The sequence below is a fragment of the Acinetobacter sp. YH12136 genome (genome assembly GCF_013418545.1).
Classification (GTDB): domain Bacteria; phylum Pseudomonadota; class Gammaproteobacteria; order Pseudomonadales; family Moraxellaceae; genus Acinetobacter; species Acinetobacter towneri.
Genome location: NZ_VPBV01000028.1, coordinates 23,261 through 41,535, shown reverse-complemented (window position 1 = coordinate 41,535; position 18,275 = coordinate 23,261). Strand labels below are relative to the sequence as shown.

Here is an 18,275-nt window from a genome sequence, read left to right as displayed (position 1 = left end):
ATTTACTTCGGATGCTAACTGATTTAGCACCTTGCAATGTTTGTCTTTTATGCGTAATTTGAGTGTCTTCATCCAATTATTTTAACAGTATTTTTCTTAATAGTGACTATAGTACAAGTATTTAAAACGACATTTCGTGTCGTTCATATGGTTTACTCCAGTCGCTTATATCCTCGTGCTGAACCACGAGGTTTTTCGCTCCAGTGGATAAAAAAACCTAGAAATCTAGGGTCTGTTGATACTTCGTCTATGTTTGCGACGTGAGAGATATATCTCGCAAGGTTTTTTAGCTGATATAAGGCATGAGGCAGGAAATTTAGTCATTCTAAATGACTGACTCATAACGCAATAGCAGCAAAAAATATGCTCGTTCCGAAGGACTGTGGCTAAAACTTTCTCAGATTGCGTTATGAAACTTGGCAATAGACCCACTATTCCCTACGTTTCATGCCTGATCTGCTCAGTTTTAGCCTACAGCGCAAGCCATTTATGAAATATCAACAGACCCTCGGCTTTTTATTAAAAATCAATCTATTCACCACCAAGTGAACATTCAAAATTGGTTTTTTCGACAGAACAACGAGCGCGTTTTAACACACTCATCATGGCAGGGTCATAAATACCGCGTTTGGTCATATCCATACGTCCATCACGTAGCATTTTTTGATATTTAGTTTTATCTTCTGCGCTCAAGTTCATTTTATATTTGGCTGGAATTTCACCTTCTAAACGATTAATCATACTCATCGCTTTAGGCAGATTTTTTACAAACCAATCTCGTGATTTTTGCCCAAAGCCCGCAGGGAATTGTTCAGGGCGAATCACAAAGTCTGCGGTCACTTGTAATACAGGGAAGTTAAACATCGCCCCGTGATTACCTAAACCCTTGTAGATTTCTAAAGGTTTGTACGCATAGGCAGGCGCACCGACCATATCGACCTGACCATTGTTAAATTTCGCCACAAAGTTAGATACATCAGAAATGACAGCTTGCGCACCTACACGCTGCACCATAATTTTTTGTGCATCGTCATAGCCCAATACCGCAAACTTTTTCCCTGCTGCTTTTTCAATCGAGCTGATGTTCTTGTCGCGCACAAAAATAAAGGCCGAACCTAAAGGTGAAATACCCGCAACTTCATATTTCTTGCCACCTAAATTGGTAACCATTTTCGCTGCATTACGTTGATCTAAAGCAAAGCTGATGGCACGTTGTGCAATCGCATTACTTGGCGCACCACCTAAAGCATCAATCGAGCCTGCAAATTTATTGTATTGGCGAGCACGCATGGCGGTCATAAATACCCCATCACATTTGCCTGCTTTAAAATCATTGTCTGCGACAGCTTCATCCTGACGTGGAATTAAATTGACTTCTGCACCCCAGCCTTTTGCTGCTAGCGCCCACTCTTGTGCCATCTGAAAAGATTCACCTGACTTACCCAGTAAGTCAAAGACACATACATCTACTTTTGCTGCTTGCGCCTGAGCACTGAAACCGATCGCTGCGAATGCTGTCAATGTTGCGCTGACCCATATTTTTTTCATTGTTTCGATCCTTCTACAGATTTTTTTATTTTTGAGTGTCCGTACACGAAACAAATATTAAGCAAGTTCAAATTAAAAAAATAGAGCATTTACTCGAATTTCATCTGTCAATTCTGCCAAAACCTTATACTGCCTTATTTAAGCGATCATTTTTATTTCATAATTCACTTATATTTTATAGATTTAGATCAAAATAAAGATCATTTCCAACATGCACGTATTTTGTGCTTGTTTACAAAGTCATAAAAAAAGCCTGTTGTTAGATCATAATTTTTAAACATCACAAGAGAGATTTTTCGCAAATCACAAATAAAACTGGGCTTATTTTTGTTTTCTGGTGGGCTTCCATTAGAATATGCCCAACTTTTGTTGTGACCAGTAAACACCATGATTCAACTTGACCAAGTTTCTTTACGCCGCGGTGGACGTGTTTTATTTCAAAAAGCGTCTATGCAAATCCATCCAGGCTGGAAAGTCGGTCTTACAGGTGTCAATGGTGCAGGAAAATCCAGTTTATTTGCTGCGCTTTTAGGTAGTTTAACCCCAGACGAAGGTACGTTGAGCCGTCCGCAAGGCTGGACTGTGGCGCACATGGCACAGGAAGTTAAAGCATTGGATTTGCCTGCGATTGATTTTGTGCTGTCGGGTGATGAAGAATACTGGAACATTCAACAACAACTGCAACATCCTGAACAATTAAATAATGACCAACTTGCACATTTGCATGGTCGTTTTGATGAAATTCATGGCTATACCGCACCCGCCAAAGCCGCACAACTGATAGCAGGTTTAGGTTTTATGGAACATCAAAACAGCTTGGCGGTCAGTAGTTTTTCTGGTGGATGGCGCATGCGTTTAAATTTGGCGCGTACCTTAATGAGTCGCTCCGAATTATTATTACTGGACGAACCAACCAACCACTTAGACTTAGATGCAATTTTATGGTTAGAAGACTGGCTTAAAGCCTATGCGGGAACTTTGGTGCTGATTTCCCATGACCGTGATTTTTTAGATGCCATTACCGATCATATTTTACATATTGAAAATAGTGAACTGACTTTATATACAGGCAATTATTCAACCTTTGAAACCACACGCAGTGAACGCTTGGCACAATATCAACAAGCGTATGAAAAACAATTAGAAACCCGTGCACATTTACAAAAATATATTGATCGTTTTAAAGCCAAAGCCACCAAAGCACGGCAGGCACAAAGTCGTATCAAGCAATTGGAACGCATGCAATTGCTTGCCCCTGCGCATGTAGATACACCATTTACCTTTAGTTTCCGTGAACCGACCAAAATGAGCTCACCCTTACTGACCTTGGAACAAGTCAGCATTGGTTATGCAGACAAAGTGATTGCCAGCAAAATTAACCTACAAATTACCCCGACCAGTCGTATTGGTTTATTGGGGATGAACGGCGCAGGTAAATCGACCTTAATTAAATCCTTAGTGGGTGAATTGGCGTTATTAGCAGGTACTCGCAAAGCCTCAGAATTACTCAATATTGGCTATTTTGCACAGCATCAAATGGATGCTTTGGATGATAGCGCCAGCCCGATGCTACAACTGGCACGCATTGCCGATAAAAAAATCAGCGAAGCCACTTTACGCGCCTTTTTAGGCAGTTTTGGTTTTAGTGGCGAACGTATGGACACGCCTTGTGAAAGTTTTTCAGGAGGTGAACGTGCACGTTTGGCTTTGGCTTTAATTGTCTGGCAACGTCCTAACGTACTGATTCTGGACGAACCGACCAACCATTTAGACTTAGATATGCGACATGCCTTAACCATGGCATTACAGGATTATGAAGGTGCAGTGGTATTGGTGTCACACGAACGTCAATTAATTGCCAGTGTCTGCGATGACTTACTCTTGGTTCATGCAGGACAATGCACAGAATTTGAAGGCGATTTACAAGATTATGCCCAATGGTTACGCCAAGCTCGTGCAGACATGCTTAAGCAAGGTACATCCAACACAGCTCCATCCAATCCAAGTCCAGTGGTTGAGAACAAGACTAACCTAGTCAAAGTAGATAAAGAAGCTCAACGCAAACTGGCAGCACAACGCCGTGAACAAACTCGCCCTATTCGTAAAAATATTGAAAAATACGAAGCGCAAATTGAAAAAATTCAACCGCGTCTGACTGAAATTGAAACCGAACTGGCAGATCCTGCCCTTTACGATGCCAACCGTAAAGATGATTTGCTCAAACTCATGAATGAGCAAAATGATCTGAAAACAAAATTGGCACAGGCAGAAGAACAAATGCTTGAATTGATGATGGAATTGGAAGAACTCGAAAGTAGCTTTGAATAGCCATACCGATGAGATTTTAACGCTATGCTAAATAGGGTTAAATCTCATCATATTTCGTAGAATATGCATTGTGTATGTTCCATACTTATAAGACACATTCGTAATAGTTTTAATCTTTAGTTTATCTTCACAATAACCACGCAAAGAAATTTAAGTCACTCTCTGCGTTTGTTTATTTTTACTTATCAATCTTGCACCACAGCATAGTTGTATGACACCCCCCACCCTGAATAAAAGTAAGACAACGATAGCTACCAAGCAAGAAGTTTTGAATTTAAAACTCAGTGTGATTTTTAAATTCAAAATCTACAATTTAAATTTAAAAGCAAAAACTTAGTTATCCACAACTCAAACTAACTGTTATTTTAAATTCAAAACTCTAATTAAAGCCAAATCAATCCATTCTTTCATGGTTATTTTGAGTCATTGAATCTCAGTGATTCACAGAAAATCGCTGCTACTCGGCAGTAATTTTTGCTTTGCTAATACATAATTCTTGTATTTTCCAGCCCTGAATATAGCGCCAGATTTCTTGAATATACCCTTGATCATCCGCCAAACCAATTTGAATCCGACAGTTAACCTGCTCACGATCAAACTCATATTCTTCTAATTCAACATTCGGTTTGATCGGTTTCCAGACACCATTATTCACTGCATGCTGAATGTTGGCATAACGTGTTTCACGATTTTCCACACGTGATTCTGCCGTATAAACGACTTTAAAATCTTCATCTTCATAGTGTGCTAACAGCTCCACATTGCCAGTAAAAAAAGCATTCACCCATGCATCACGTGCTTGTTCTAATTGATTATCCATCTTAATGATTCTCCTATATTTTTGGCTTAATGTAGCTCAGCATGACAGAACAATAAGTCAGTTTTATAAAAGTTATTTGGATGAATCACGACAACAACAAAAGCCAAACATAAAAAAGCACTCCGTAGAGTGCTTATGGTTATGCGGATGATTTGGACGAATTAAGCGTCAATATCTGCATTTAAGGCATTTTCTTCAATAAAGGCACGACGTGGTTCTACATCATCGCCCATTAAGCAAGAGAACATGCGGTCTGCTTCAATGGCATCATCAATGGTGACTTGCAACATATTGCGGTTTTCTGGGTCCATCGTGGTTTCCCAAAGTTGTTCCGCATTCATCTCACCCAAACCTTTATAGCGCTGAATCATCATGCCGCGACGCGAGTCCTGCAAAATGTGTTGCCACACTTGATGGAAATTGTTGACCGTAATTTTACGTTCGCCTTTTTCCAAATACGCACCTTCTTCAAGCAGCGTAAACCAGCTTTTTGAATTTTTCAGCAAACGTGCATATTCAGCTGAACCCAGCAAACCTGTATCTAGTAAATAAGTATGGGGCAAGTTGTGCACATATACCGTGATTCGTGGCCAATACGTTGCAGATTTTTGACCATCCGCATCTTCTTTTTCAAACTGTTCGATGCTTAATTCAGGACGCAAACCTGGCTGTAATCGTTCAATGCTTTGACGTAATTGCTCGCCCCATTGTTGTACATACGCCTGATCTGCTGCTTGATCAATTTTAAAGGCATCTAATTCTAATAAACCATCCAACAGACTTGCAGGATAACGCAGCGTTAAACGGCTCAAACTCTTTTGTGAAGTTTGATAATCCGCAATGACTTTGGCTAAAGCCTCACCACGAATTGCAGGTGCATCAGCACTCACATGCAGCTCCAATTCATCAATCGCATTAGAAATTAAATAGGTTTCTAAAGCATCGTTATCTTTGATGTATTGTTCCTGCTTGCCTTTTTTCAGCTTATACAATGGTGGCTGTGCGATATAAATATGACCACGCTCAACCAATTCTGGCATTTGACGGAAGAAGAAGGTCAATAGCAAGGTACGAATGTGTGAACCATCTACGTCGGCATCGGTCATGATGATGATTTTGTGATAACGCAGTTTGTCTGGGTTATATTCTTCACGACCAATACCACAGCCCAAAGCGGTAATTAAAGTACCTACTTCTGCCGATGAAATCATCTTGTCAAAACGGGCACGTTCCACGTTCAGGATTTTACCTTTCAGTGGCAAAATTGCCTGCATTTTACGGTTACGACCTTGTTTAGCCGAACCACCTGCAGAGTCACCCTCGACTAGATATAATTCAGATAATGCAGGGTCTTTTTCCTGACAGTCAGCCAATTTACCAGGCAAACCTGCAATATCCAAAGCACTCTTGCGGCGCGTCATTTCACGGGCTTTACGCGCCGCATCACGGGCACGCGCTGCATCAATAATTTTACCCGCAATGGATTTTGCCGCTTGTGGATTTTCCAATAAATATTCAGAGAAAGATTTATTCATGGCCTGCTCAACAGCAGGTTTCACTTCACTCGATACCAATTTTTCTTTGGTCTGTGATGAGAATTTTGGATCTGGCACTTTGACCGACACAATCGCGGTTAAACCTTCACGTGCATCATCACCCGACACCACGACTTTTTCTTTTTTCAGGATATTTTCGCTTTCCATGTAGTTGTTTAACCCACGGGTTAGCGCAGCACGGAAGCCTGCCAAGTGCGTTCCACCGTCTTTTTGTGGAATGTTATTGGTAAAGCAACGTACGTTTTCCTGATAGGAATCATTCCACTGCAAAGCAACTTCTACGGTAATTCCGTTTTCAGCCTGTGTCGTGAAATGGAAAATTTCATTCAGATGGGTTTTGCCTGCATTAATATATTTCACAAATTCAGACAAACCACCTTCATAGTCAAAAATATGTTCTAAATTGACACGTTCATCACGCAATACAATACGCACGCCCGCGTTTAAGAAAGACAATTCACGCAATCGGCGTGCCAAAATATCCACATTAAAAATGGTTTGGCTAAAGGTTTCAGCACTTGGCCAAAAACGCACAGTCGTACCTGATTGCTCAGTGTCGCCCACTACTTTTAAAGGATATTGTGGATCACCATGGCGGTATTCCTGTTGGTGAATTTGACCCGCGCGTTTAATCGTTAATTCAAGTTTACTCGATAAAGCATTGACCACCGACACACCAACGCCGTGCAAACCGCCCGACACTTTATAACTGTTGTCATCAAACTTACCACCTGCGTGCAGAATGGTCAGAATGACCTCTGCTGCAGAGACACCTTCTTCAGGGTGAATATCGGTTGGGATACCACGACCATTGTCAGATACGCTGACAGATTCATCTTCATGGATAGTCACCAAAATTTCATCACAATGACCCGCCAAAGCTTCATCAATAGCGTTATCGACTACCTCGAACACCATGTGATGCAAACCTGTACCATCATCTGTATCACCGATATACATGCCTGGGCGTTTACGAACAGCATCTAGGCCACGCAATACTTTGATACTAGAGGAATCATAAGCCTTTTCATTGGTTTGTTCTGTAGTAGAGACAGATTGATCTTCTGAACTCATGGTTTCTCCCTAGTGAAAAATAGGTCTATCCAAAGATAAAAAAATTATTGCTCAACAGCCTGCACCGTTCCGTGATCGACCTGAAATAAGCGATAAGGAATCGACAACGCTTGTAAGTGTTGTTGCACGGATTGATGATCTAAAGTGGTAATAAAAACTTGACTACCCAATTGGCTTAATCGTTCAATTAAACGTTGTTGTGCGCTTAAATCTAATTCTGCTGTCAGATCATCTAATAATACCACAGTTTCCTTATTAGACGCATGCAGCATTGCAATCTGTGAGAGTTTTAATGCCATAATCAATAGCTTTTTCTGCCCACGTGACAGCACCACATCGGCATCACCCATTGGGGTTTTTAAGCGTAAATCGGCGCGGTGTGGCCCATATTCGGTATAGCGACGTTCCACATCTTTTTGATGATAATTGCACAGATCATTCAACAAGCCTGTTTCGGTATGAAAGCCTGCGCTGTATTCCAGACTAATGTGTAAATCAGGCAATAAATACTGTAAATCTTGTGCAAAAAATTGCTGCCATTGTTCCACCGTTCCCAAACGCTGCTGATGCAAAATCTCACCATAATCACTGAGCATTTTGTTCCACGGTTCCAAGTCCGACAGACTTAAATGTCGCTGTGATTTAAGCAAACTATTACGTTGTTTTAAGGCACGTGAATAATATTGCCAAGCGTGATAAAACTCTGGTTCCACGTGGAACATCAACCAGTCCAACAGTTGCCGTCGTGGTTTTGCACCATGGTCAATAATATCGGTACTGAGTGGATCAATATGTTGTAAAGGCAGAATTTTAGCCAATTGCCCTTGGGTCGCAACAGGGTCGCCATTGACCTTAATCAACTGCTCACCCGATGCCATTTTTTGCATGCCAATTTTTTCAGTCAATGACTGAGCAAATACAATCGCATCTTGGCTACTGTTCTGAATGTAATTTTTAGGAATATGGGTGCGAAAAGAACGCCCTGTCGCCAATAAATGAATCGCTTCTAAAATCGAGGTTTTACCCGAACCATTTTGCCCATAAAAGACGTTAAACGGCTGCAACTCATGAAGTGCAACCGCTTTTAAGTTCCGAACACGCTCGATATGTAAACGCGTAATATGCATGATTCAGCTAGATTTAATCTTGAAATAAACCGCTCACTTAAACACGCATTGGCATCACAACATAGGTTTGATCTTGATGTGCTGGATCTTGTACCAATACCGATTGATTGGCTTCGGTCATGGTCATCGATACATCATCGCCATCCAATGCCCCTAATACGTCCAATAAATACTGTGCGTTAAATGACATTTCTAACGGCGAATCGGCATATTGAATCGCTAAATCTTCAATTGCTTCATCTTGTTCTGGGTTATTGGCACGTAATTGCAAGGTGTCCGCACTAAAATTCAGGAATACGCCACGCAATTTTTCATTACTTAAAATCGCCACACGCTGTAAAGATTGTTTAAATACATCATGCGCGATCAGCACGTTTTTATCACCACCACGTGGAATCACACGGCGATAATCTGGGAACTTACCATCAATTAATTTAGTGGTAAAACGCACGGTAATTTCTGCTTGTTCTTTGTCACGGCTTGGGGTGCGAATGGTCACATTCAGCAATTCACGCCCAATTAAAAGTGCCAGTTGTTCATCTTCAATGCTCAGCAAACGCTGCAATTCAGCCACAGCTTTACGCGGCACAATGGCTTGAATTAATTGAGTAGCTGTCGAAGATGCCGCTGTTTCACACAAGGCCAAACGGTGACCATCTGTGGTCACAGCACGTAATTGGTTTTCATCAATTTCTAACAAAGTACCCGTTAAATAAAAGCGTACATCCTGCACTGCCATCGCAAACGCAGTTTTTTCAAACAAACGCTTCAGCTCACGCTCAGTAACCGTCACTTGCGTACCTTGAGCATTTTCTGTAGCCAATAATGGATAATCTTCCGCAGGCAAAGTACCTAATACAAAGCGGCTATTGCCCGATTTTAAAATACAGCGCTGATCTTCAGTGATTTGCAAATCAATCAAAGCTGCGCTTGGTAAAGATTTACAAATATCCATCAGTTTACGTGCAGGCACTGTAGTTTCCCCTGCCTGTAAACATGCCCCTTCAGTCAGATTCGTACTGGCAACCAATTCCACTTCCAAGTCCGAACCAGTAATGGTTAAGGCTTGCTCAGTCACCTGAACTTTGACATTGGATAAAATATTTAAGGTATGGCGACGTTCAACCGCTCCTACGACATGTGACAGAACATTCAGTAAGCTTTCTTTCGCGATTTTTAAACGCACGGTACATTCCTCTAACAACTGAAGATTGGAGTATAAAATAGGTTTTTTAGCAGTGTACTATGCGGCAAAAGCTGCCGCATGGCAAGAACAGAATTTGAGCAAATTCGGTCAACTTTGCAACAATCGTTGCAGGTTTTTATAGTCTTCGTTAAAGATCGGATCTTCTTCGCGCAGGCTTTGTACTTTTTCGCAGGCATGCATCACGGTACTGTGATCACGGCCACCAAATGCCATACCAATTTCAGGGAAACTGTCGCCTGTCAGCTCACGTGCCAAGCCCATTGCCAACTGACGTGGACGCGCATAAATACGGGTACGTTTTGGCCCCACCAATTCTTTGAGCGGAATACGGAAATATTCACTCACGACTCGCTGAATATTTTCGGTACTGATGGTACGTGCGCGAATTGCCAAGACATCTTTTAAAGATTCACGTACCACATCTAGATCGATTGGGGTGCCTTTAAAACGGGAAATTGCCACCACTTTATTGAGTGCACCTTCAAGTTCACGCACATTAGCCACCACTTGCTGGGCAATAAATAAAGCACAGTTACGTGGTAAATCTACGGCGCTGCTTTCAGCTTTCTTTAATAAAATTTCAATTCGGGTTTCAATATCTGGCGGTTCTACCCCGACTGATAAGCCCCAAGAAAAACGTGACACCAAACGTGCATCCAATTCGGTTAATTCTTTTGGATAACGGTCTGAAGTCAAAATAATCTGTTTAGATTCATCCAATAAAGCGTTAAAGGTATAGAAAAACTCGACCAAACTGGCTTCTTTACCTGCCAATAAGTGAATGTCATCCACCAATAACAAATCTAAAGAGCGGCAGTTTTTCTTAAATTCTTCAACCTTGCCCTGCTGCAAAGAGCTGACAAAATCCTGCACAAAACTTTCTGCAGTCATGTACATCACCCGTGCATTCGGTTTGGCTTGCAACAAAGCATTGCCCACCGCTTGCATCAAGTGAGTTTTACCCAAACCTGTTGGGCCATACAAAAATAATGGGTTGTGCTGTGAAGCCCCCAATTGGGTCAATACCTTGCGACAGGTTTCCGCAGCCATTTGGTTAGAACGACCTTCCACAAATAAGGAAAAGGTAAATAACGGATTGAGTTGGCGTTTACGGCTTTTTGCAGAACTTTCTTCTTTTTCACGTTTAGGCTTGGCCACAGGCGCAGGGCTAGATTCCAGCGCAGCAGTAGTGGTAGCAGGTTGTTCACTGGCCGATAAAATTGCACCTGGACGCGAATCGACTAAAATTTCGACCTTACGCACGCGTCCCTCAGACAACTGCTCTGCCAAAATAGTAATCAATTCCAGATGATGTTCTTGAATGTAACGCGTCCAATAAGGATTAGGCGCATAAAGTTTTAATGTATCTTCAACTTCTTCTGCCACCAATGGGCGAATCCACATTGTAAAGACATTTCCAGAGAGCTCTTGTCGCAAGCGATTTAAGCAGTCCGTCCAAAGCATGTGAAACCCCTATCTAATCCATTTTTAAATTTAAAACTTCTCTCGACCGCCTGAGCGGGTCGCCATTCTAACCAAGTTATCCACATCTGTCATGACAAAATCAGCAAAATTGCTCAAAAAAGGAATCACTAAACCTGAATTTAAATTTGAAACGTGGTGTGGATAAGTTTATCCGCAAGGTGTGGATAAAATATAGCACAAAGTTATCCACATAGTATTAAAATTATAGAAACACAGATATTCACAATTCAAAATTTTGTTTTATAAAAGAAAAAGTGGGTTTTCAACAGAAAAATGCGTCCCTAATAGTAATAAATTTAAATTTATAAATTTGAATTTATTTATAAGAAACGTTGCAACTGTGGATAATTCAATCTGAGTTTAAATTTAAATTCAAAACCGAAAATTTTAAAATTAAACAGAATAAGCTTGTGGATAATTATGTGAATAATACTGTTAATAACTTATTAGTCAAGCATAAACAATTGCTTATCTTGTGTATACTTTAATTTGTATGATCAACCAGTCAATTGAGCGAAAACTTGTTAAAAAGAAAAATTTAGGCTTATTTTGCAAGAAACCGTGTTTTTCATTGACAGCTCAAGCAATGAGCACTAAAATCGCGGACCTTTATAGAAAGATCATTTTTGGAGTTTCGATATGAAACGTACATTTCAACCATCTGAATTAAAGCGTAAGCGCGTTCATGGTTTCCGTGCTCGTATGGCTACTAAAGCTGGTCGTCAAGTATTGGCTCGCCGTCGTGCAAAAGGTCGTCACAGCTTAACTGTTTAATACAGTCACGCTGAACCGACTCTTGGGTGTTATGACAACACTTTATGGCTTCAGCACAGAGTTGAGATTACGCTGTGCTGCCGATTATAAAGGTGTGTTTGATGGTGCGCTTTTTAAAGTGCATCAACCCCATTTCTTATTTCTTGCAAAACATTCCGAACTGCCGAATAGCCGTTTGGGTCTTGTCGTTGCAAAAAAGAAAGTGCGTCGTGCACACGAACGAAATCGAGTAAAACGACTTGCTCGCGAAAGTTTTCGCTTACACCAACAGCAATTAAATGACTTAGATATTGTGGTAATGCCCAAAGTTGGGGTAGATACGGTATCTAATGCGGAATTGCATCAGCAATTACAATTTGCTTGGCAGAAGTTACAACGTCTCGCCAAAAAGCATTCAAAAATAGCTCCCTCCCCACAAAAGTAGAGATGGCCAATGGTACTTTTACTGCATTGGTTGATACGTTTCTATCAGATCGCGATTAGTCCTTTATTGGGACCACGCTGTCGCTATATTCCAACATGTTCTCAATATTCTTTGGAAGCAGTCCATACGCATGGTGCTGTACGTGGTGTGTGGCTGGCTACAAAACGTATTTGTCGTTGTCATCCGTGGGGTGGTTCGGGCTATGATCCGGTGCCGCCAAAAGTCATTCGTTTTATTTCATTTCAGCAAATAGATTCTCAAACGCATCACATTACTGTACCCTTTCGTGATCGTTTATTGAACCAAAATCACTCTAACCACTTGGGGTAATAGATATGCAACAATGGGCCAGGTTTGCAATTCTCGGGGCCATGTTTGTCGTCGCATATTTGCTCATTTTGGCGTGGCAAAAAGATTATGGAAATGCTGAAACAGCACCGCAGCAAAAAACTGCCGTTGTTTCACATGAAGTGTCTGCAGATTTGCCGAATGCCCAAACGGCTACAGCAGCTTCTGATGTACCGCAAGCAAATATTCCTGCACAGCAAACAACCGATGCCACAGCACCTGTAAGTCAGCAGCTTATTTCAGTACAAACTGACCTTTATCATCTTTGGATCAATCCGAAAGGTGGTGATATTGTTCGTGTTGAATTACTCAATCATGACAAAAATAAAGACAGTGACGATCCTTTCGTCATGCTGGAAAGCGATGCTAAGCGCACCTATGTCGCGCAATCTGGGTTAATCGGGCTGAATGGTCCAGACAGTAGCCGTAATGGCCGCCCAAGCTATGAAATTGAAAAATCGACTTATAGCTTAGCCGATGCCAAAGAAAGCAAAAATAAAGCGGGTGAAACAGTTAAAACTTTAACTGTCCCAATGGTATATAAAACTGCCGATGGTGTAGAAATCATTAAAACCTTTAGTTTTACTGAAGGTGAATATCCTGTGCTGGTGAATCACAAAGTGATTAACCGCAGCAGCCAAAACTGGCAAGGTCAGATGTTTGGTCAGTTGAAACGTGATAATTCAGATGATCCAGGCAAGTCAGATCAAGGTATTTTTACCTTGGGTACTTTCCTTGGCGGCGCATGGGGAACACCTGAAGAACACTACAACAAGTTGAAATTTGACAATTTTAATGACGAAAAATTGAATGTCGATGCAACAGGTGGTTGGGTGGCCGTGGTTCAGCACTATTTCGTGAGTGCATGGGTTCCGGGGCAGTTAAAATTGACGCAGGCCGATGGTCAACCGTATGCAGCGAAGTTGGAATCACGTAAATCTAGCGATGAAATGAACATCATTGGTTTTACCTCGCCAACCATTAATGTCCCTGCAGGTACGGTGGCAGAAGTTGATGCGACCTTCTACTCTGGTCCAAAAATTCAGTCTGAATTGAAAGATTTGGCGACAGGTTTGAACCAAACTGTGGATTATGGCTGGTTATGGCCAATTGCAAAATTATTGTTTATTGGTTTGCAATTCTTCCATGGTTTAGTGGGCAACTGGGGTTGGTCAATCATCTTATTAACCGTTCTTGTCAAACTGATTCTTTGGCCGTTATCGTCTAAGAGCTATCGTTCTATGGCGAAAATGCGTGTGATTGCACCAGAAATGCAGCGCATGAAAGAAGAATTTGGCGAAGACCGTATGCGTTTCTCGCAAGAAATGATGGCACTTTATAAACGTGAACAAGTGAATCCACTGTCAGGTTGTTTGCCATTGTTACTACAAATGCCAATTTTCCTTGCCTTGTACTGGGTATTGATGGAATCGGTAGAGTTACGCCATGCACCGTGGTTAGGTTGGATTCAAGACTTATCGGCAATGGACCCTTGGTTTATCTTGCCATTGTTGATGGGTGTGACCATGTATGTTCAACAAATGTTGAACCCACAGCCAACAGATCCAATGCAGGCAAAAATCTTCCGCATTATGCCTGTGGTATTTACCGTATTCTTATTGTTCTTCCCTGCAGGTCTAGTTCTGTACTGGATTGTCAACAACTTGATTACGATTTTGCAGCAAAGCTTGATCAACAAAAGTGTTGAAAAAGACCGCGCTAAACGAGAAGAGGCAACTCCAGTCAATTAAGTATGGCTGAGCTGCTGAATAAATCCGCTTAAGATGGTAATCTTAGGCGGATTTTTCTTTGCATATATTTTGAAAGTTTTAGGTGAATTTTATGTATAACCGCAGCACCATTGCCGCAATCGCGACTCCACCTGGCCGTGGTGGTGTGGGGGTGATTCGCCTGTCGGGACCAAAAGCCTATGCGATTGCCGCAGCCTTGACCCAAAAAGACTTACCCAAAGCACGTTATGCAGGTTTTCGCCAGTTTTACGATGCAGCCAATGAAGTCATGGATGAAGGTTTGGTGATTTGTTTCCCCAATCCTCATTCATTTACTGGCGAAGATGTGGTGGAACTACAAGGGCATGGTGGCCCAGTGATTCAAAATGCTTTATTGGCACGTTTACTGGAACTCGGTGCAACGGCTGCCAAAGCGGGTGAATTTTCGATGCGCGCCTTTGAAAATGGCAAGCTGGATTTGGTACAGGCCGAAGCCATTGCCGATTTAATTGATGCCACTTCACAAGCCGCTGCGCGTTCTGCAGTGCGTTCCCTTCAAGGGGCTTTTTCCACCAAAGTGAATACTGTGCTAGAACAGTTAATTCATTTACGTTTGCATGTTGAAGCTGCTATTGATTTTCCTGAAGAAGAAATTGACTTTTTGGCTGATGGGAAAATCCTCAATTTGCTAGATGAAGTGGCTACTTCGGTGACTGCTGTGCAACAATCTGCGCGTCAGGGACAATTGTTGCGTGAAGGTCTGCAGGTAGTGATTGCGGGCAAACCTAATGCAGGTAAATCTTCTCTACTCAATGCCTTGGCGGGTATTGAACGTGCAATTGTGACTGATATTGCGGGAACTACTCGTGACGTATTGCATGAAAAAATTACCCTAAATGGCTTACCAATTACCCTGACCGATACCGCAGGTTTACGTGAAACAGGGGATATTGTGGAGCAGGAAGGGATTCGCCGTGCAATTAAAGAAATTGAACAGGCGGATTTATTGTTATTGGTCTATGACTTGAGCCAAAACGAAGATCCGTTGCAATTGGCACAGCATTATTTTGCTGAACATATTGAACCGAAGCGTTTGATGTTGATTGGCAATAAATGCGATTTAACTGGTGTACAAGCTACAATTTCAGATTTTAATGGTTTTAGACATATTACTGTGTCGGCCAAACAAGAAACAGGTGTTCAATCGCTCATAGAGGCGATTACAGCGCATGCAGGCTTTCAGCCTGAAGAAGATACCTTTATTGCACGTACCCGTCATTTAGACGCAATGAAGCGCACGCAGCAGTATTTGGCTGAAGCACGTGAGCAGTTGGTGGTCTATCATGCGGGGGAATTAGTAGCCGAGTCGTTACGTCTTGCACAGAATGCTTTGGGTGAGATCACTGGTGATTTTTCTGCAGATGATTTGTTGGGCAAGATTTTTGGATCGTTTTGTATTGGGAAATGATTTTTAGCGATTACTTCCTGATTTGATACAAAAATAGCATTAAGTTTGAGTGGCTTAGTGCTTTTTTATTATCCTATTTGGGGTGATCTGCTACTAAAAATCAGCCTATTCGTTAATGTTTAGTTTCTCATTCGGCACAAGCCCGATCTAACTTATGTCATATTTAAACGTTTCAATTTATCTTTATGAAAACCCATCAATAATCACGTAAGTCTTTTTAAACCGCAGCATTTAAAGCTATGATGAGAAAATAATCAAAAATTGGCGCTCAATTCAATCCTAAATGCACGAGATGAAATCTCTGATGGAGGTATTTGGATGTTTGAACTGGCTTTTTTACGTGAAATACTCATTTCTTCGGTTCATTTTTTGCAATTGTCACTCGAAGCCATTTCTGTGATTTGCGTGGTGATTGGTCTGGTTAAAACTTTATTGGTGCTGGTTCAGTTAAAATCGGGGCGTACTGCACGTTATTGTTTTGGGGATTGGCTCGCGACGGCACTTGAATTTCAGTTGGCTGCAGATATTTTAGCCACCACAGTAGATCCAGATTTAGATAGCCTAATTAAACTGGCGATCATTGCAGTGATTCGAACCTTTTTAAATTACTTCCTAACTAAAGAATTAGAGCATCAAACCATCAATGAAAAATAATGGCTGCTGAGTTTGAGATCAAACAGAAGACATAGTCCTAGTCATCTACAAAGTTTGAATATTTGAATAAACTCAGCTGATCCAAACCTTGTCCTGATTTTAGTTTGTCGTTTAGATGAAACTTCATCCTAAAACAGGTTTGTTCTGCAATTGGCGATACCAAATAATGATGTAGCCACACAGTAAGCAGATGGCTGCACAAAAGCTAAGTACGGCGGTGGTTAAACCAAAATGATCGGCCAGATAACCGACTGCAATAATTGGCAGAATTGTGCCTAAATAGCCCACAAATAAATAGGTCGACATCACTGCAGCGCGATTCTGTAGATTGGTCATGGCATGAATTAAGCCAAAAGCACCAATCAATGCCAACCCGTGTCCTATGCCTAGCAGCACATCACTCACAAAAAATAGAAAACTCCAATGTAAATACATGCATAAACCGAGTACCAATAAACTCAATAACAGCAAATACAGCCCATAATTTAGGCATTTTTGTGCAGGAATGGCTTTAGAAAAATACTGCACCAGCGCTGAAATCAGCAAAATACAGGTGATGGCCAAACCACTGACCAAAGGCCCGTGCCACGGAATAATCACTTGCACAAAAGAGGGAGAGAGCGAAGCAAATAAACTAAAGGCAGCAAAGGCACAGAATGCGGTTAAACCTGTAATATAAAATTCTGCATGAAAGCGTGGTTCTGGGCGTTCTAATTTTGGGGCAATCGAGAAGGCTTGTGGCGTAAATTCAGGCGGTGCTAAACGTAACAATCCAATAAAACACAGTACTGCACCCAAAATGACAGGAATATATGGACTAAACAAAGGCGCTGCTGAAAATTGTGCCACACCACCACCGAGCAAAGGACCTAAGCCAAACCCGACTGCGGTAATGACTGAACTGAGCTGTGGCGCATGTGCTTTATGTGATTCGGGGATACTCCACATTAAGCCAATTAACGCCGATGTAGTCATAAGACCTGAAGCAATCCCAATCACAAAACGCCCCAAAGCAAGCCAAAGTGCATTGGTGGCAAACATCGACAGAATCAGTCCGAGGGTGATGATCACTAAACCCAATTCTAAGGTTTTTAAGAAGCCGATACTGTTGCTGGTACGTCCTAAAAAGAGCAAGGTAGCCAAACAACCGAGCATATACGCCACAAAAATAAAGGTGATATGGCTGGGTAAAAGCTGCCACAATTCCTGATAAATTGGATACAGCGGGCTTGCAAGTGCCGTGCCCATGGTGCCAATAATCAGGGCGAGGCTGATCATCACGAAAGGATGCCAAGATTGAGATTGAGTCATAAAAAACTCGATTGATGGCTAAACTCTTGAGTTTAGTCTCATATAGTGAGAAATATCACTCAGTGTAAAGACAAGCCTTGAATCTGGTCAAGCCTATTTGTGTTTAAGCATAGCGTTTCAGCAATTTCATAAACTCTTCCAGTTCATGTTCATCAATCGCGCATTGATCACCAATCACATGATGGCGTAAATGCGATTCGATTAACTCATTCATCAAACCATTGACCGCACCTTTAATGGCTGCGACTTGTTGTAAAACTTCAATACAGCCATGATCAGGATTGTGAAGTGCTTGTTCTACTGCCCCAATTTGTCCTTGTAGGCGTTTGACGCGATTTAAAATTTTCTTATCTGTATGTAAATGACCCAACACATCACCTCAATTTTATATACTCTATGGGAGTATATTTAACAATGATTT

Annotated in this window: 15 protein-coding genes; 7 read left to right on the top strand and 8 right to left on the bottom strand. The window is 41.5% G+C overall.

The annotated features are described in order from the left end of the window. Positions 1-531 precede the first annotated feature (531 nt). Positions 532-1,548 carry a putative solute-binding protein gene (locus tag FTU71_RS11910; protein WP_180051377.1) on the bottom strand — a complete coding sequence of 339 codons (1,017 nt, stop codon included), beginning with the start codon at positions 1,546-1,548 and terminating at the stop codon, positions 532-534. A gap of 387 nt (positions 1,549-1,935) precedes the next feature. On the opposite strand from FTU71_RS11910, the gene FTU71_RS11905 reads away from it, so the two are divergent. After that, the gene (locus tag FTU71_RS11905; protein WP_180112028.1) at positions 1,936-3,876 is read left to right on the top strand and encodes an ATP-binding cassette domain-containing protein; all 1,941 of its coding nucleotides are present in this window, start codon (positions 1,936-1,938) and stop codon (positions 3,874-3,876) included. Positions 3,877-4,333: 457 nt separating this feature from the next. On the opposite strand, the gene FTU71_RS11900 is transcribed toward FTU71_RS11905, so the two are convergent. From FTU71_RS11900 to dnaA, 5 genes are all read right to left on the bottom strand, one after another. After that, positions 4,334-4,696 carry a hypothetical protein gene (locus tag FTU71_RS11900; protein ID WP_004969754.1) on the bottom strand — a complete coding sequence of 121 codons (363 nt, stop codon included), beginning with the start codon at positions 4,694-4,696 and terminating at the stop codon, positions 4,334-4,336. 161 nt (positions 4,697-4,857) lie between these two features. Further along, positions 4,858-7,326, bottom strand: a complete 2,469-nt coding sequence (gyrB, locus tag FTU71_RS11895) for a DNA topoisomerase (ATP-hydrolyzing) subunit B (RefSeq protein WP_154320151.1) — start codon at positions 7,324-7,326, stop codon at positions 4,858-4,860. A gap of 44 nt (positions 7,327-7,370) precedes the next feature. After that, positions 7,371-8,453 carry a DNA replication/repair protein RecF gene (gene recF, locus FTU71_RS11890; RefSeq protein WP_154320150.1) on the bottom strand — a complete coding sequence of 361 codons (1,083 nt, stop codon included), beginning with the start codon at positions 8,451-8,453 and terminating at the stop codon, positions 7,371-7,373. Positions 8,454-8,490: 37 nt separating this feature from the next. Further along, positions 8,491-9,639, bottom strand: a complete 1,149-nt coding sequence (dnaN, locus tag FTU71_RS11885; protein WP_004969759.1) for a DNA polymerase III subunit beta — start codon at positions 9,637-9,639, stop codon at positions 8,491-8,493. 108 nt (positions 9,640-9,747) lie between these two features. Continuing rightward, the gene (gene dnaA, locus FTU71_RS11880) at positions 9,748-11,124 is read right to left on the bottom strand and encodes a chromosomal replication initiator protein DnaA (protein WP_004969761.1); all 1,377 of its coding nucleotides are present in this window, start codon (positions 11,122-11,124) and stop codon (positions 9,748-9,750) included. A gap of 660 nt (positions 11,125-11,784) precedes the next feature. On the opposite strand from dnaA, the gene rpmH reads away from it, so the two are divergent. The 6 genes from rpmH (at position 11,785) to FTU71_RS11850 (ending at position 16,543) form a co-directional block, all read left to right on the top strand. Then, positions 11,785-11,919, top strand: a complete 135-nt coding sequence (rpmH, locus tag FTU71_RS11875; protein WP_000831329.1) for a 50S ribosomal protein L34 — start codon at positions 11,785-11,787, stop codon at positions 11,917-11,919. 31 nt (positions 11,920-11,950) lie between these two features. Next, a complete protein-coding gene (gene rnpA, locus FTU71_RS11870) occupies positions 11,951-12,343 on the top strand; it encodes a ribonuclease P protein component (RefSeq protein ID WP_004969764.1) in 393 nt (130 codons plus the stop codon). A 9-nt stretch (positions 12,344-12,352) separates the two neighbouring features. Continuing rightward, the gene (gene yidD, locus FTU71_RS11865; RefSeq protein WP_004969767.1) at positions 12,353-12,673 is read left to right on the top strand and encodes a membrane protein insertion efficiency factor YidD; all 321 of its coding nucleotides are present in this window, start codon (positions 12,353-12,355) and stop codon (positions 12,671-12,673) included. Positions 12,674-12,678: 5 nt separating this feature from the next. After that, a complete protein-coding gene (yidC, locus tag FTU71_RS11860) occupies positions 12,679-14,442 on the top strand; it encodes a membrane protein insertase YidC (protein WP_004969769.1) in 1,764 nt (587 codons plus the stop codon). A 91-nt stretch (positions 14,443-14,533) separates the two neighbouring features. Further along, positions 14,534-15,889 carry a tRNA uridine-5-carboxymethylaminomethyl(34) synthesis GTPase MnmE gene (gene mnmE / locus FTU71_RS11855; RefSeq protein ID WP_180062443.1) on the top strand — a complete coding sequence of 452 codons (1,356 nt, stop codon included), beginning with the start codon at positions 14,534-14,536 and terminating at the stop codon, positions 15,887-15,889. A 318-nt stretch (positions 15,890-16,207) separates the two neighbouring features. Further along, positions 16,208-16,543 carry a DUF1622 domain-containing protein gene (locus FTU71_RS11850; protein WP_154321234.1) on the top strand — a complete coding sequence of 112 codons (336 nt, stop codon included), beginning with the start codon at positions 16,208-16,210 and terminating at the stop codon, positions 16,541-16,543. A 123-nt stretch (positions 16,544-16,666) separates the two neighbouring features. Here the strand turns inward: FTU71_RS11850 and FTU71_RS11845 are convergent, their stop codons facing one another. Both FTU71_RS11845 and FTU71_RS11840 read right to left on the bottom strand, forming a co-directional pair. After that, positions 16,667-17,854: an MFS transporter gene (locus tag FTU71_RS11845; protein ID WP_171287397.1), complete on the bottom strand. Its 1,188-nt coding sequence runs from the start codon at positions 17,852-17,854 to the stop codon at positions 16,667-16,669. Between the two features lie 103 nt (positions 17,855-17,957). Beyond that, positions 17,958-18,224: a metal/formaldehyde-sensitive transcriptional repressor gene (locus tag FTU71_RS11840; RefSeq protein WP_004969779.1), complete on the bottom strand. Its 267-nt coding sequence runs from the start codon at positions 18,222-18,224 to the stop codon at positions 17,958-17,960. Between the last annotated feature and the right edge of the window lie 51 nt (positions 18,225-18,275).